The following is a 13,447-nucleotide window of genomic DNA, read 5'->3' on the forward strand; positions in this document are numbered from 1 at the left end:
GAGCCTAGCCTTTCACCAGCCCGGAAAAGCCCATGAAAGCCATGGATGCCAAACCCGCTGTAATCAGCCCGATCGAATTGCCTTTGAATGGCGCAGGCACGTCGGCGGCATCCACACGCTCCCTGACTGCGGCAAACAGCACCAATACGAGCGTGAACCCGCTCGCCGCGCCGAAGCCATAAACCACCGACTGCATAAAACCATGCTGCGATTGCACGTTAAGCAGTGCAACGCCCAGCACAGCGCAATTGGTGGTAATCAGCGGCAGAAAAATGCCCAGCAGCTGATGCAGAAGCGGACTGGTTTTTTGCACCGCCATTTCCGTGAACTGGACTACCACGGCAATCACGACGATGAAGGTGATGGTGCGCAAATACTCCACTCCCATCGGCACCAGCAGGTATTGGTTGGCCAGATAGCTGGTAACCGACGACAGCGTCAGGACAAAGATAGTCGCAAAGCCCATGCCGATCGCAGTTTCCTGTTTGCGCGATACCCCCATGAACGGGCATAGACCTAGAAACTTGACCAACACAAAGTTGTTGACCAGCAACGTGCTGACCAGGATTAACAGGTATTCTTTCACTATTTTACCTTCATGCCCGGTTGCGCGCCGGAGTCGGGAGACAAAATAAACAGTCCCGGCGTTTTACCGTCGCCGGCGGCCAGCACCATACCTTCTGATAAACCGAATTTCATCTTGCGCGGTGCAAGGTTGGCAACCATAACAGTCAATCGTCCGATCAGTTGTTCGGGTGGGTAGGCCGATTTAATGCCGGCGAAAACGTTGCGCGTTTGTTCTTCTCCGATGTCCAGCGTCAGTCTGATTAATTTGTCGGCGCCTTCGACATGTTCGGCATTGACAATCCTAGCTATGCGCAGATCGACTTTGCTGAAATCGTCTATGGAAATGAATTCTGATTCTGCCGTCGCTTGTGATTTTTTTCCTTCTCCCTCCGGGAGAAGGTGGCCCGCAGGGTCGGATGAGGGCTGCACTGCCTGCCAAATGGTTTCCAGCACGACATCTGTTTGTTGCAAAACCTCATTATTCCAGAACCGAAGCAATCGAACGCCCTGTTCCGCCAGAGCGCGAGTACGGTTCATATCGTATGAAACCTGCGCTTGGTGCTGGCTGCCATCCAACTCAATTCCCAAGTGTTGCTCATGGCAATAAAAGTCGAGAATAAAGCGACCGTACTTGCCGCAATCTATAGGGTGTTGACGGCGAAATTTGGTATTTGCAATTCGCCTGTCTCGAAGCAGCGACCATAACAGGGTTTCGGCGTCGGTTTGGGTTTTGCGCATTTCGCGGGCGTATTCGAGTAGTGCGGTTGGAAGTTTGGGCTTGCGTGCTGTTTCAGGCTTTACCCTCACCCCTTGCCCCATTGTTTCCGGGCTATCCTGCCCGGAACCCTGCGGGCGAGCTACGCTCGACCCAATCCGCGCCTGGCGGATTGGTCCCGAAGGGAGAGGGGGTGGGATGCTTTCTTTATTGGCGGCTATCATGGCTTCGACTTGTTTGGGGTCTATGCGCGTCATCAGATGTTGATAGGATCCAATTTGATGTTCTGCAGGTAATAAGCTTGTTGTAGCATTCCAAGTGAAAGACTTTAGTTTTAGGAAGTGCTCTACTGATTCGGTAAGTTTGGGTAGTATTGGTTTGAGATATACCGTCAAAAGCCTGAACAAATTGATTGCGACAGTACAGACTTCCTGCAGTTTTTCCTCTTGTCCCGCCTGTTTTGCAAGCTCCCATGGTTTTTCATTCGCCACGTATTGGTTGGCGATGTCTGCACATTGCATAATTTCACGCATTGCTTTCGCATAATTGCGTTCTTCATAAGCAGATGCAACGCGTTGCCCTATTTCGAGAAAAACGGCAAATATTTGTGCTATATCATCATGAGGGGATGAATGACCTAGGAGCGGTACGATTCCCCCTAATCTGCTAAATTCATCGGAGGTATAAATACCTCTCCCAGTCGCAAATATCGAGCAAACATTGCCGTTTGCGATGATTTGTCTATATGCATCAAATACCGCCTTAATATTTCCCTGTTCAATATTCGCCAGACGCCCACCAAAGTGCTTACTGACAAACCCCGCAGTACGGCTGGCAATATTGATATATTTTCCCACCAAGTCAGAGTTGACGCGCGCGACGAAATCCTCCAGGTTGAGGTCGATGTCCTCCATGGAGCCGTTAAGCTTGCAGGCATAGTAATAGCGCAGCCATTCGGGGTTCAGGCCTGCGTCGAGAAAGCTTTGCGCGGTGATGAAAGTGCCGCGCGATTTCGACATTTTCTCGCCGTTAACGGTCAGAAAACCGTGCGCAAATATTTTCGTAGGCGTGCGGAAACCGGCATTTTTCAGCATGGCGGGCCAGAACAGCGCATGGAAATACAGAATGTCCTTGCCGATGAAATGGTAGAGTTCGGCAGTGGAATCCGGCTTCCAGTACGCATCAAAATCCAGCCCTGCTTTGTCGCACAGATTCTTGAAGCTGCCCATGTAGCCGACCGGCGCATCAAGCCAGACGTAGAAAAACTTACCGGGCGCATCGGGGATTTCGAAGCCGAAATAGGGCGCATCGCGCGATATATCCCAGTCGGACAGCTCTCCGTCCAGCCATTCATCCAGTTTGTTGGCGGCCTCGGCCTGCAGCGCGCCGGAACGCGTCCATTCCTTCAGAAATCCGGCGCATTCTCCTAGCTGGAAGAAATAATGCAGCGACTCCTTGCGTTCCGGCGCAGCGCCGGAGACCGCGGAATAGGGGTTGATCAAATCGGTTGGCGCATATGTCGCGCCGCAGACCTCGCAGGAGTCTCCATACTGATCCTTGGCGCGGCATTTGGGACATTCGCCCTTTATGAAACGATCCGGCAGGAACATGGCCTTGACCGGGTCATAATATTGTTCGATTGAGCGAGATGCAATCAGGCCATGTTCGCGCAACCGTGTATAGATTTGGCCGGCGAACTGTCGCGTCTCGTCGGCGTGCGTCGAGTAATAATTATCGAAGCCGATATGAAAGCCGGTAAAATCGCGCAAATGCTCGCCGTGTACGCGAGCAATCAGCGCTTCCGGACTGATGCCTTCCTTTTCGGCACGCAGCATGATCGGAGTGCCGTGGGTGTCGTCGGCGCAGACATAATGCACCGTATGCCCCTGCATTTTCTGGAAGCGTACCCAGATATCGGTCTGAATGTACTCCACCAGATGACCGAGGTGGATGGAGCCGTTGGCATAAGGCAGGGCGCTGGTAACCAGCAGATTTCTGGTCATATTATTTTTTTGCATCGGCTTTGATGAGGAAATAAAGGTTTGTTTTGCGATATTGCCTATGGCGCCGGTGGTGACGCTGTCAATCGCGCCGCCGACAATGCCGCCGATAAACGGAATACTTTTTGAAATATTGACGACCAGCTGTCCGGTTATTTTTTGCATGATACGCCCAGTTATATGGGTTCCTGCCCTGATGCCGGCGCTTTTAACGATATCATTGGTCGCATTTCCGCACAAACAGGCGTAAATCAGGGTTTTGACCCGGTCGTCCTTGATATCGTGTCCCCCCATATAGGCGATGGCGGCGATCATGCGAATCTGGATATACATCACGCCGGCAAACTCGGCCGGTATGGTGACCGGCATCGTCAAAATGCCGCCCAGTCCGTTAATAAACCCGCTGGTTGCGGCCTTGGTACTCTGCCAACGTATCAACGCGTTGACTTTATCGCGCAACGGAGCATTGGATTTCAGGTAATGCAGAGCCATTTCCTCGGCGGAATCGAGTCCCGGCAGACCATTGACGGCGGTATTATAGGCCCACTCCAATGTTTTCGTGATTTTGGATTGCGTGAGGTTGTTGAAGATTGCGTTCAATGCCGCCTACACTTTACGGATATGGAAGCGACGATGGTCGTCGGTAAATTGGCCGTGAATATTACCAAACAAGCTTTTCATGATTCTCAGTTTGCATATAAAAGCGAACGGCACTCTGCCGGCATGTTTTTTTCGGGTACCGGTTGCGGAGCCGACGGCGGTAAGGGCTGCTGCAGCCACCAGTCGAGCGCCTCGTCGTCGCATCCGTCACCGGCGGGCAGCGAGTCCTGCTGTTCGCATAGCGAACTGCCGGAAGGACAAGTAATGCGCAGATGAAAATGTTCGTTATGTCCGTACCACGGGCGGATTTTTTGCAGCCAGGCGCGCGGCCCTTGTGCGTGACGGCACAGGTCAAGCTTGATATGCGGATTGACAAAAATACGATCGACCTGTGGAATGGAAGCCGCCTTTTTGAGTATTTCACGATGCGAATCCGACCACAAGTCAAGATCGAGTCCATCCCTGTCCCTGGTTAGCATGGAAGGAGCGCCCGAATGGGCGTATTCCCTACCCGCTTTATGCAGTTGGCGATGCGGCGTTTCCAGTTCGAACCAGACATCCGCGTCGAGTCCGTTCTGGTGGCTGCGATGGCCGGAGGGCATCGGGCCACCCCTGGGCTGGCTCATATCGCCGATTTGCAGCCGTCCGTACCCGCGTTGGTGAACGAAGACGCCGATATCCTGCAGCACGCGTATCAGGTGCGGATGCCCATAGTAACGATTGCGGTGCGCATTCATGATCCGGTAACCGGTACCGTCGGCGGTCAGCCGTTCCGCCCCGGCAATACAACCGTTGCCGACTTGTCCGATGGCATGAGGAGGGCTGTCGCTGGGATGCGATTGGGCGGGCCACGGATTGGCCACGGCGATATTCATGCTGCCAATTAATAGCAGGCCTGTCATAATTTTGCAGTAGGATCGCAAAGCTTGCATGGAGGCCCTCGGGTTTCTGCAAGAGATAGAATAAAAGTAACTATTCAGCAAGCGCTTTTGTATCATGACCGAAACAGTCGAAAGCGAGACAAGTTTGCAGAGACACGCGGCAGCGTGTCGGTAGACTCAAGCCACGCAGTAAATCCTGTACCGAAGCTCAACTCGCTTCCTCTTCATCAACGTATGTTGATATAGATATGAATAAATATAAAACGGACGCAATAGAGGACACTATTTTGCCACAACGCTCACTCTCTGCGGTTATGACCGCGCAATTTTTATCGGCGTTGGCCGATAATGCCCTGTTGTTTGTTGCGATAGCGCTGATGCGAACCCAGCATCGTCCCGAAGACTGGATTCCGCTGCTGCAAATCAGTTTCGTACTGGTTTTCGTAGTGGTCTCGCCCTATGTCGGCCATATTGCCGACTCCTGGCCCAAGAGCCATGTCATGATGGTCGCCAACATGCTCAAGTTGATCGGCGCGGGCTGTTTACTGCTTGGTGCCAACCCGCTGGTGAGTTACGGCGTCGTCGGACTGGGGGCCGCGCTTTATTCACCGGCCAAGTACGGCATACTTTGCGAGCTGGTTGCGCCGGAATACCTGGTAAAAGCCAATAGTTTGATGGAAGGTTCGACCATAGTCGCGATTTTAACCGGTGTTGCCGGAGGCGGCTGGGTAGTCGATCATTCGGTTCCGTTGGCGTTTACGTTGGTAATCGGCTGTTATGTCGCGGCGTTTGCCGTAAATTTCGCGATTCCGGTCATCCCCGCGCCGCATGCCAGGGCGCGTCTGCATGCCTGGAACCTGTTGAAGCAATTTCTCGTGCTGGGCCGTACCTTGGTCGGGGACGCCGACGCCAGATTTTCCCTGGTTGCGACCAGTATTTTTTGGGGTATAGGCGCGACACTGAGGATATTGCTGGTTTCGTGGGTACCCTTTGCCCTGGGTATTATGGACAATCAGACCGCAGCGGGCCTGAATGCGCTGGTGGCCGTCGGCGTTGCCGTAGGCGCCAGTCTGGCGTCGGTGTTTATTCATCTTAAAACCGTGAACCGTTCCATGTTGCCAGGCTTATTGCTTGGCCCGCTGGTCATGGGAGCGGTACTGTCGCATTCGCTGGGTACCGTCAGTTTTTATGTGATTTTAATCGGTTTATGCGGTGGGGCTTTCGTCGTGCCGTTGAACGCGCTGCTACAGTTTCGAGGACAGCACAGCATCGGTTCCGGCAATACCGTTGCGGTTCAAAATCTGTTCGAAAACATCGCCATGCTGGTCATGCTGGGCGTTTATACCGCGGCAGTCGATGAAGGCGTTACGCCGGTGGGCACCGGCTTGGGCCTGGGACTTTTCATATTGCTGAGTCTGGCATTTTTGGCCTGGCTGCGCTATCGGGATGTAAAAAGCGGTGCATGATCATGCCGGCCGGCGCTTTTATAGCCGATGAAGGTCAACTTAAAGATGTAGCCGCAACTTCGCCTTTTCATTGGCGTTTTTACCTGCTGTCCGGACAGCAAGACGCCGGCAACTCGCATTGCCGGCGTCTTCGTATATCTGCGATGTATGCCTCCCGGTTCCCGGTAATCTGCTGCACCAATGCAGGAGGCATAGCCGTTTTTTCGTGTTTTGTCGCCCATACCACCATCTCCACCAGTAACGGTGCGAGATCGATGCCTTTTTCCGTCAGCCGGTAAATATAGCGGCGGGTATCGTCCGAGTCGCGCTGTTTCGAAACGATACCGGCAGCTTCCAAACGCTGCAGCCGGTTCGACAGAATATTGGTGGCGATTTTCTCTTCGGCATGCAGAAACTCGTTAAAGGTTTTACGTTCCCTGAACAGCAGATCGCGCACAATCAAAAACGACCAGGCGTCCCCCAGCGTTTCCAGCACGACATTAACGGGGCAGCCCGAGCGTAGGGCGTTGTGTTTCTTTGTTTTCATAGATGAAACCTGGTTATAACGATTGTAAAATGCAACCTATCCATTATACTGCTTGCAAATTGCAAGCCATGTATAATGAAGTCCACTTGTTAAAATAGCCTATGTGCAATTCAAAAAGTATACACAACCATTGAACTTAACTGCTCAGGAGTAAAAATGGCATCGAAATATACGGGATTCTACGCAGCGTTACTGGGTTTGTTGTTTGTTTTTCTCAGCATGCGCGTCATTACGTTACGAATGAAACTGAAAGTATCGGTAGGGGATGGGGGGCACGAACTGTTAACCCGCGCCATACGCATTCATGGTAATTTTGCAGAATATGTGCCATTTGCCTTGCTGCTAATGCTGCTCAACGAGCTGGCTGGCGCTTCAATGTGGCTGATACATGCGCTGGGAGTCTCCCTGATAGCCGCAAGGATTCTGCATATCAAGGGTATTGCGACCGCCGAATCGCCGATGGCGCCCAGGAAGGCGGGAATGATGCTGACCTTCGCGGTAGTGATTACCGGCTCGTTGAGTTTATTGTTCAGAAGTATTTGGTAAGGTTGCAGCAGGAAGCGCTGTTTCTACCAGCGCTTCCTGTCGGATAAGTAAGGCTACTGGAAACCGCGATCCAAAAAGCGCGGGTCTTCCGGCGACGGCGACGGTCTTATGTACCTGGCGTCGCCAAAACCCAGCAGGGGATAGAACACGAACGGCACCAGCAACAAACCGATTGCGAACGGCCAAATCTGGCCGAAGCGTTCAGCCAGTTTCCAGTACAGAAAACCCAGCGCAATGAAGTTTACCACCGGTATCAGGCAAAGAATAAGCAGCCACCACGGCTGGGCTGCGATGACGGTCAGCACGTAAAGATTATAGACCGGAATGACCGCTTCCCAACCTTCCCGCCCCGCTTTGACAAACACTTGCCACGCACCGGCGAAAGCAACTATTGCCAGAATAAATCCAATGAAGCCCATATGCCCCCCTCCGAATAATGCACCTGTCAGAACATATCCAACATATCCATGAAGCCCATATGACCTCCTCTTTAATCTGTCAGTGACATGGCACAGAAAACGAATGGGATTATAGAGCCAACACTTTTCCGCCGCCGACATATTCTGCGATGCGGGCCGGGCGGCACTCGAAAGTTACACGTTTTATTTGAAAAGCGCAAATGCTTCCGATTTATAATCTTGCGGAACCTGCATCTTCTCATCCGCTATGGCCGCGCCGCTCAAGCGCTGCAGAGAGATATTGCCGTTGCCGTTTTTATTCAGATCGTTTATCGCAACAGGTATACCGTCAATATCGGTCAGCGAGAAGCTGGGAATATTTACGCCAAATTGACTCGCCAACCCGCGGGAAGAGGTCACAACCTTATCGGCGAAATTAAATAAAGACTTGAACGTTGCGTAATCATTATCATTCATATGCAGATTGCCCTGACTGGCCAGGCACAACTCCGCGCTGGGAACGTTGTCGGTAAGCACGTTGATCTGTTTGCAGCTGATTCCCGAGACAGTTCGCTTTTTGCCGGTATCGAGCAGGGAAGCGCTTTTAGGCGGTTTTGCCGCTTCGCTGATTTTATCCAGGGATACCGAGTTTCCCAGCATCTGCTGCCATTTGGCACGTTGCTGCGGGTCCAGTTGGGCCAGTTGTTTACTAAATCCCTGCAATAAAGGCTGAACTGTCTCGCTGGTTTTCGCCATACTGTTGATCTGTTGTTCGTTCAAGGTCTGAACAGAACGTTTTTTGTGATCGATGATAAAAAGCGTTTCCGGCGCGCTTTGATAGAGCAGATTGTATTGCGTACTGCCCTCTGCCGCCTGGATCAGAATTTTGCCGCTCTTGATAAGTACCGAGTGGGTTTGGCGACCTGCACTTTTATTGGCGTCGGCGAGATACTCCAGCGTACTGTCCGCCCTGGTGTTTGCTCCAACCAACAGTAGGGGGAAGAGAACTGAAAGATAACGGATTGTTTTCATGGCTAGGCTCACTTCGGGACTGGTTTGTGGATTTATTGATGTGCCGTTGACGACGACCGTACCGCCGGAGTTGGTGACGAGCCAACTTACTCAAGCGAATAAAATGAAGGCGCTTATAATATACCGACATGCACACTTTGTATTGCAGTGCGTCAACTGGCAGTGAAGGCCGGCCTGTTCTGGCCTGGGGGAATAATAAATACGGTATGAGCAAAAAGCAGGCGCTTTGAACTGCCTGCTTTTGCGATGAGCGGGTTAAGCCAGTGGCGTTAATTAAACAACGGTCACGTTTTCGGCTTGCAGGCCTTTCTGGCCTTTCACTTCGTCAAAGCTGACGCGTTGACCTTCAGCCAGGGTTTTGTAACCTTGACCGACGATGGAACGGAAGTGCACGAACAAGTCACTGCCGTTATCGTGCTGGATGAAGCCGAAGCCTTTGCTTTCGTTGAACCATTTAACGGTTCCATTTTGTTGTGACATGATTATTAATACTTTATAAAACGCGCTGAGTGCGCAAAGATTCCAATATTCCATTATGGATATACTGAAAGTACGGGCGGGTATTACGAAAAGCGGACAGTTGAAGCAGGAACGATTCTTATATGAACAAAAACTACACTGACATGCTAGGCGCGGATTTCTATACACCAGTGACTAAGATACGGGAAAAACACTTCTACCGCAAGCTTTTTATCGAAGCGTCGGCTTTCTTTTTACTCCCGCACATAAACGTCGCATCACGAATATCATAGCGTGCCGATTTAGATAAACGAGCGCCTGGCCGGCAGTGGAGGTCCGGCATTACGGAACCTCCCCTCTTCCGGAAATGTCTTACAGCCGTTCTTGATATAGAATGGAACATCAGAATCCAGTAGTGAGTTTATGCCGAATAATTTCCCCCCTGCGCCGTCCGTAGCGCAAAAGACCTGCTTATGAAGACGCCGAAACAGATCGCACCGCTGGTGCATGACGGTCTCATAGATGAAGTCGTTCGTTCGCTCAAGAGCGGCAAGGAGGCCTCTGTTTATGTAGTGCGCTGCAATGGCGAAATCCGTTGCGCCAAGGTGTACAAAGAATCCAACAAGCGCGGTTTCCGCCAGAGCGTTCTCTATCAGGAAGGACGCAAGGTGCGAAGCAGCCGGAGGGCGCGCGCAATCGAAAAAGGAAGCCGCTATGGGCGGCAGGAGCAGGAGGACGCCTGGCAGAACGCCGAGGTGGACGCCTTGTACCGCCTTGCCGCCGCCGGCGTGCGCGTCCCTCAGCCCTACGGTTTTTTTGGCGGCGTATTGCTGATGGAACTGGTGACCGACGATGAGGGCAATGCGGCCCCAAGGCTAAACGATGTTGATTTGACGGCTGAGCAGGCGCGCGAATATCACCGAAAAATCATTGCACAGATCGTGCTCATGCTTTGCGACGGCATAGTCCATGGCGATTTGTCGGAATACAATGTTCTGCTCGGCGGCGATGGGCCAGTCATCATCGATCTGCCGCAAGCGGTCGACGCCGCAGGCAACAACAACGCGGCCATGATGCTTGAGCGGGACGTCGACAACATGGCGGCCTATTTCGGTCGTTTTGCCCCCGAGCTTTTAACCACGCAATACGGCAAGGAAATGTGGCGGCTCTACAAGAGCGGCGAACTTCATCCTGAAACCGAGCTGACCGGCCGCTTCATATCCCATGACAAACCGGCCGATGTACGCGGCGTCATGCGCGCAATTGATGCCGCGCGCAAGGAAAACGAAGAACGCTTGCGATATGAGCGAGGCTGACGAGCGGCTTAAAACCAGGTCAGCTACCGTCGCCTATTCCCGTGGGAGCGGGCTTTAGAACGCTCCTACCAAAATTCAGCTGCGCCGGACGGTGCTCAGCACAAAACGGACAAGGAAAGATCTTGCTGGCCGAATCCTTGGGCCAACCCCGTACAGGTTTAACATCCGAGGCTGGCTGTTGGCTCCATCAAATTACCAGGAAAGGCCGTTCGACCTGAACGAGCCGAAGACACATAAACCGGCGTTCGACTCGCTCACGGAGAACGGGAAGGTTTAAAAAACGAACCTATGCCTGCGCGCCGTAATGCGATTCCACATAGCGCTCCACTATCTCCTGAAACTCTTCGGCAATGCGGTCGCCCTTCAAGGTAACCGTCTTTACGCCGTCCTCGAACACGGGTGCTACCGGCTGCTCCCCGGTGCCGGGCAAACTGATGCCGATATTGGCGTTCTTGCTTTCGCCGGGACCATTGACAACGCACCCCATCACCGCGACATGCATGTCTTCGACGCCCTTGTAACGCTGTTTCCAGGACGGCATCTGGTGGCGCAGATGCGACTGGATATTTTGCGCCAGTTTCTGGAAATAATCGCTGGTGGTGCGTCCGCAGCCGGGGCAGGAAATAACCATCGGAGTAAACGCGCGTATGCCCATGGTTTGCAGAATTTCCTGGGCGACGATAACTTCGAGTATACGGTCCGCGCCCGGCTCCGGCGTCAGCGAAATACGGATGGTGTCGCCGATACCCTGGCTGAGCAGCACCGACAGAGCTGCAGTAGAAGCGACTATGCCCTTCGAACCCATGCCGGCTTCGGTCAATCCCAGGTGCAGCGCGAAATCGGTGCGCGAGGACATCGACTCGTAGACATGAATCAACTCCTGCACGCCGCTCATCTTGCACGACAGCACGATGCGGTTACGCGGCAGCCCCAGCTCCACCGCCTTTTCCGCACTTTCCAGCGCCGAGGTAATTACCGCTTCGCGCATGACTTCCTGCAAAGGCCTGGGTTCGCTCAACGTGGCGTTTTCATCAAGCAGGCGCGCCAGCACGCTCTGATCCAGACTGCCCCAGTTGACGCCGATGCGCACCGGCTTTTCGTAGCGGCACGCGAATTCGATCATTTGCGCAAACTGGGGATCGCGCTTGGAGCCTTTTCCGACATTGCCGGGATTGATGCGGTACTTGCTCAGCGCTTGCGCGCAGTCAGGGTATTTTTCCAGCAGCTTGTGGCCGTTGAAATGAAAATCGCCTATCAACGGCACATCGCAGCCGCGCGTGGCGAGCTGATCGCGAATATGCGCCACCGCCTCTGCTGATTCTTCTCTGTCGACGGTCAGCCGCACCAGCTCAGAACCTGCGCGAGCCAGCTCATAAACCTGTTGAACGGTACCCTTGATATCGGCAGTATCGGTATTGGTCATCGACTGCACGACGACCGGGCCGCCGCCGCCGATCCGGATATTCCCAACCTGGACGCCGATAGTATTTTTTCGCTTCATGGATCGATAGCCCTAAACAATGAGTGAATTTCGCGTTATTCTATCAGGGATGGGAGCAGACGGCACTGCTCCGTAAGTAGATACGGGTTTTATGCACATTCAGCTTGTTTTGTCCGAAGAGCTCATGTAAAATGCACGGTTTTTAGAAGAACGCCATATTTCTGGAGCGTGAACAAATGAAGACCTTTAGCGCAAAACCTGCTGAAGTAAAACGCGACTGGTACGTGATCGACGCCGACGGCAAAACACTCGGCCGCCTCTCTACCGAGATTGCGCGTCGCCTTCGCGGTAAGCACAAGGCCGTGTATACTCCGCACGTAGATACCGGCGATTACATTATCGTAATCAATGCCGAGAAAGTCCGTGTGACAGGCAATAAGGAGCAGGACAAGATTTATTACAAGCATACCGGCTACATCGGAAACATGAAATCCGTCAGTCTGGGCAAACTGCGCGGGACGCATCCCGAACGGATCATCCAGACCGCCGTGAAAGGTATGCTGCCCAAAAACCCTCTGGGGCGGGCTATGTTCAAGAAGCTGAAAGTCTATGCCGGTATCGAGCATGGGCATCAGGCCCAGCAGCCGCAGTTGCTGGAAATTTAACCAAGTCGGATGTTATCATGGCAGCTACTCAAAATTACGGCACGGGGCGTCGCAAAAGCGCAATCGCGCGTGTTTACACGAAGTCCGGCACCGGACAGATTGTTATAAACAACAAGCCGCTCGAAGTTTATTTCGGACGCAAAACCGATCGCATGATCGTCAGACAGCCCCTCGAATTGCTTGAAGTGTCGAATAAATTCGACATTGACGTTAAAGTCGTCGGCGGTGGTCCATCCGGACAGGCAGGCGCTATTCGCCATGGCCTGACCCGCGCCTTGATGGATTTCGACGAAGCGTTGCGCCCCGCATTGCGCAAGGCCGGTTACGTGACTCGCGATGCGCGTGAAGTTGAACGTAAAAAAGTCGGCTTGCATAAAGCAAGAAGACGTCCGCAGTACTCGAAGCGTTAATCGCTTGCAAAGCAGACCGCTGCTATCGGCAGTGGCGGTCTGTGGTCTATAGTTAATTGGGGAATCGTCTAGCGGTAGGACTACGGACTCTGACTCCGTCAACTGAGGTTCGAATCCTTGTTCCCCAGCCAACACAAGTAAAGCCTTGCGAGAAATCGCAGGGCTTTTTATTGTCTGCATGGATTCATGCGTATATTGAGCCTAAATCAGGTTATGACACCTTGCGAAATGTCGCATGAATAACGGTTTTCTCGCTCATGACGTCATCGAGAAAATCGGCCCACTGTTGCAGCATGGCGATACGCTGCTTTTTGCATTGCGCGTGGGAATAAGTACCGGCCAGCCGGGTATGGCGTGACTCAAAGCGGTCTCCACTACTTCCGGGTGATGCCCATGGTTGCGTAGCTCCGTGCTGGCCGTGTGCC

Annotated in this window: 14 protein-coding genes and 1 tRNA gene; 7 read left to right on the forward strand and 8 right to left on the reverse strand. The window is 52.9% G+C overall.

Annotated elements, in window-relative coordinates; genetic code table 11:
* Window positions 1-4: 4 nt before the first annotated feature.
* From rsxA to mepA, 3 genes are all read right to left on the reverse strand, one after another.
* Window positions 5-586: an electron transport complex subunit RsxA gene (rsxA, locus tag F6R98_RS05775; RefSeq protein ID WP_153248179.1), complete on the reverse strand. Its 582-nt coding sequence runs from the start codon at window positions 584-586 to the stop codon at window positions 5-7.
* A complete protein-coding gene (gene metG / locus F6R98_RS21910) occupies window positions 586-3,882 on the reverse strand; it encodes a methionine--tRNA ligase (protein WP_228125118.1) in 3,297 nt (1,098 codons plus the stop codon). The genes rsxA and metG overlap by 1 nt, the downstream gene beginning before the upstream one ends.
* Window positions 3,883-3,968: 86 nt before the next feature.
* Complete coding sequence (mepA, locus tag F6R98_RS05795; RefSeq protein WP_194270163.1) at window positions 3,969-4,757, reverse strand: penicillin-insensitive murein endopeptidase; 789 nt, start codon at window positions 4,755-4,757, stop codon at window positions 3,969-3,971.
* 254 nt (window positions 4,758-5,011) lie between these two features.
* Here mepA and lplT point away from each other — a divergent pair, with 254 nt between their 5' ends.
* A complete protein-coding gene (lplT, locus tag F6R98_RS05800; RefSeq protein WP_153248181.1) occupies window positions 5,012-6,229 on the forward strand; it encodes a lysophospholipid transporter LplT in 1,218 nt (405 codons plus the stop codon).
* A 79-nt stretch (window positions 6,230-6,308) separates the two neighbouring features.
* Here the strand turns inward: lplT and F6R98_RS05805 are convergent, their stop codons facing one another.
* Window positions 6,309-6,755 carry a winged helix-turn-helix transcriptional regulator gene (locus F6R98_RS05805; protein WP_153248182.1) on the reverse strand — a complete coding sequence of 149 codons (447 nt, stop codon included), beginning with the start codon at window positions 6,753-6,755 and terminating at the stop codon, window positions 6,309-6,311.
* 156 nt (window positions 6,756-6,911) lie between these two features.
* Between F6R98_RS05805 and F6R98_RS05810 the strand changes: the two genes are divergently transcribed.
* Window positions 6,912-7,301: an MAPEG family protein gene (locus F6R98_RS05810; protein ID WP_153248183.1), complete on the forward strand. Its 390-nt coding sequence runs from the start codon at window positions 6,912-6,914 to the stop codon at window positions 7,299-7,301.
* Between the two features lie 53 nt (window positions 7,302-7,354).
* Here F6R98_RS05810 and F6R98_RS05815 read toward each other — a convergent pair whose 3' ends face one another.
* The 3 genes from F6R98_RS05815 to F6R98_RS05825 all read right to left on the reverse strand — a co-directional run bounded on the left by F6R98_RS05815 (window position 7,355) and on the right by F6R98_RS05825 (window position 9,211).
* A complete protein-coding gene (locus tag F6R98_RS05815) occupies window positions 7,355-7,720 on the reverse strand; it encodes a DUF5684 domain-containing protein (RefSeq protein WP_153248184.1) in 366 nt (121 codons plus the stop codon).
* Between the two features lie 183 nt (window positions 7,721-7,903).
* The gene (locus F6R98_RS05820; protein WP_153248185.1) at window positions 7,904-8,731 is read right to left on the reverse strand and encodes a hypothetical protein; all 828 of its coding nucleotides are present in this window, start codon (window positions 8,729-8,731) and stop codon (window positions 7,904-7,906) included.
* 273 nt (window positions 8,732-9,004) lie between these two features.
* Window positions 9,005-9,211 carry a cold-shock protein gene (locus F6R98_RS05825; protein ID WP_153248186.1) on the reverse strand — a complete coding sequence of 69 codons (207 nt, stop codon included), beginning with the start codon at window positions 9,209-9,211 and terminating at the stop codon, window positions 9,005-9,007.
* A gap of 452 nt (window positions 9,212-9,663) precedes the next feature.
* On the opposite strand from F6R98_RS05825, the gene F6R98_RS05830 reads away from it, so the two are divergent.
* Window positions 9,664-10,506, forward strand: a complete 843-nt coding sequence (locus F6R98_RS05830; RefSeq protein ID WP_153248187.1) for a PA4780 family RIO1-like protein kinase — start codon at window positions 9,664-9,666, stop codon at window positions 10,504-10,506.
* A 286-nt stretch (window positions 10,507-10,792) separates the two neighbouring features.
* Here the strand turns inward: F6R98_RS05830 and ispG are convergent, their stop codons facing one another.
* A complete protein-coding gene (gene ispG, locus F6R98_RS05835; protein WP_153248188.1) occupies window positions 10,793-12,007 on the reverse strand; it encodes a flavodoxin-dependent (E)-4-hydroxy-3-methylbut-2-enyl-diphosphate synthase in 1,215 nt (404 codons plus the stop codon).
* Between the two features lie 176 nt (window positions 12,008-12,183).
* Between ispG and rplM the strand changes: the two genes are divergently transcribed.
* The 4 genes from rplM (at window position 12,184) to F6R98_RS22430 (ending at window position 13,380) form a co-directional block, all read left to right on the forward strand.
* The gene (rplM, locus tag F6R98_RS05840) at window positions 12,184-12,612 is read left to right on the forward strand and encodes a 50S ribosomal protein L13 (protein ID WP_153248189.1); all 429 of its coding nucleotides are present in this window, start codon (window positions 12,184-12,186) and stop codon (window positions 12,610-12,612) included.
* 17 nt (window positions 12,613-12,629) lie between these two features.
* Window positions 12,630-13,022 (forward strand): 30S ribosomal protein S9, encoded by a 393-nt coding sequence (gene rpsI, locus F6R98_RS05845; RefSeq protein ID WP_153248190.1) that lies wholly within the window; start codon window positions 12,630-12,632, stop codon window positions 13,020-13,022.
* Between the two features lie 57 nt (window positions 13,023-13,079).
* A tRNA-Gln gene (locus F6R98_RS05850) sits at window positions 13,080-13,153 on the forward strand.
* Window positions 13,154-13,257: 104 nt separating this feature from the next.
* Complete coding sequence (locus F6R98_RS22430) at window positions 13,258-13,380, forward strand: hypothetical protein (protein ID WP_265588136.1); 123 nt, start codon at window positions 13,258-13,260, stop codon at window positions 13,378-13,380.
* Window positions 13,381-13,447 lie beyond the last annotated feature (67 nt).

The organism is Candidatus Methylospira mobilis (genome assembly GCF_009498235.1).
In the GTDB taxonomy this organism is placed as follows: domain Bacteria; phylum Pseudomonadota; class Gammaproteobacteria; order Methylococcales; family Methylococcaceae; genus Methylospira; species Methylospira mobilis.

Bases quoted from the DNA above. Each gene is read 5' to 3' on its own strand.
- rpsI (WP_153248190.1), top strand. From the start codon at position 12,630: ATGGCAGCTACTCAAAATTACGGCACGGGGCGTCGCAAAAGCGCAATC.
- lplT (WP_153248181.1), top strand. From the start codon at position 5,012: ATGAATAAATATAAAACGGACGCAATAGAGGACACTATTTTGCCACAA.
- F6R98_RS05810 (WP_153248183.1), top strand. From the start codon at position 6,912: ATGGCATCGAAATATACGGGATTCTACGCAGCGTTACTGGGTTTGTTG.
- F6R98_RS05805 (WP_153248182.1), bottom strand. From the start codon at position 6,755: ATGAAAACAAAGAAACACAACGCCCTACGCTCGGGCTGCCCCGTTAAT.
- F6R98_RS22430 (WP_265588136.1), top strand. From the start codon at position 13,258: ATGAATAACGGTTTTCTCGCTCATGACGTCATCGAGAAAATCGGCCCA.
- mepA (WP_194270163.1), bottom strand. From the start codon at position 4,757: ATGAATATCGCCGTGGCCAATCCGTGGCCCGCCCAATCGCATCCCAGC.
- F6R98_RS05830 (WP_153248187.1), top strand. From the start codon at position 9,664: ATGAAGACGCCGAAACAGATCGCACCGCTGGTGCATGACGGTCTCATA.
- rplM (WP_153248189.1), top strand. From the start codon at position 12,184: ATGAAGACCTTTAGCGCAAAACCTGCTGAAGTAAAACGCGACTGGTAC.
- F6R98_RS05825 (WP_153248186.1), bottom strand. From the start codon at position 9,211: ATGTCACAACAAAATGGAACCGTTAAATGGTTCAACGAAAGCAAAGGC.
- ispG (WP_153248188.1), bottom strand. From the start codon at position 12,007: ATGAAGCGAAAAAATACTATCGGCGTCCAGGTTGGGAATATCCGGATC.
- F6R98_RS05815 (WP_153248184.1), bottom strand. From the start codon at position 7,720: ATGGGCTTCATTGGATTTATTCTGGCAATAGTTGCTTTCGCCGGTGCG.
- F6R98_RS05820 (WP_153248185.1), bottom strand. From the start codon at position 8,731: ATGAAAACAATCCGTTATCTTTCAGTTCTCTTCCCCCTACTGTTGGTT.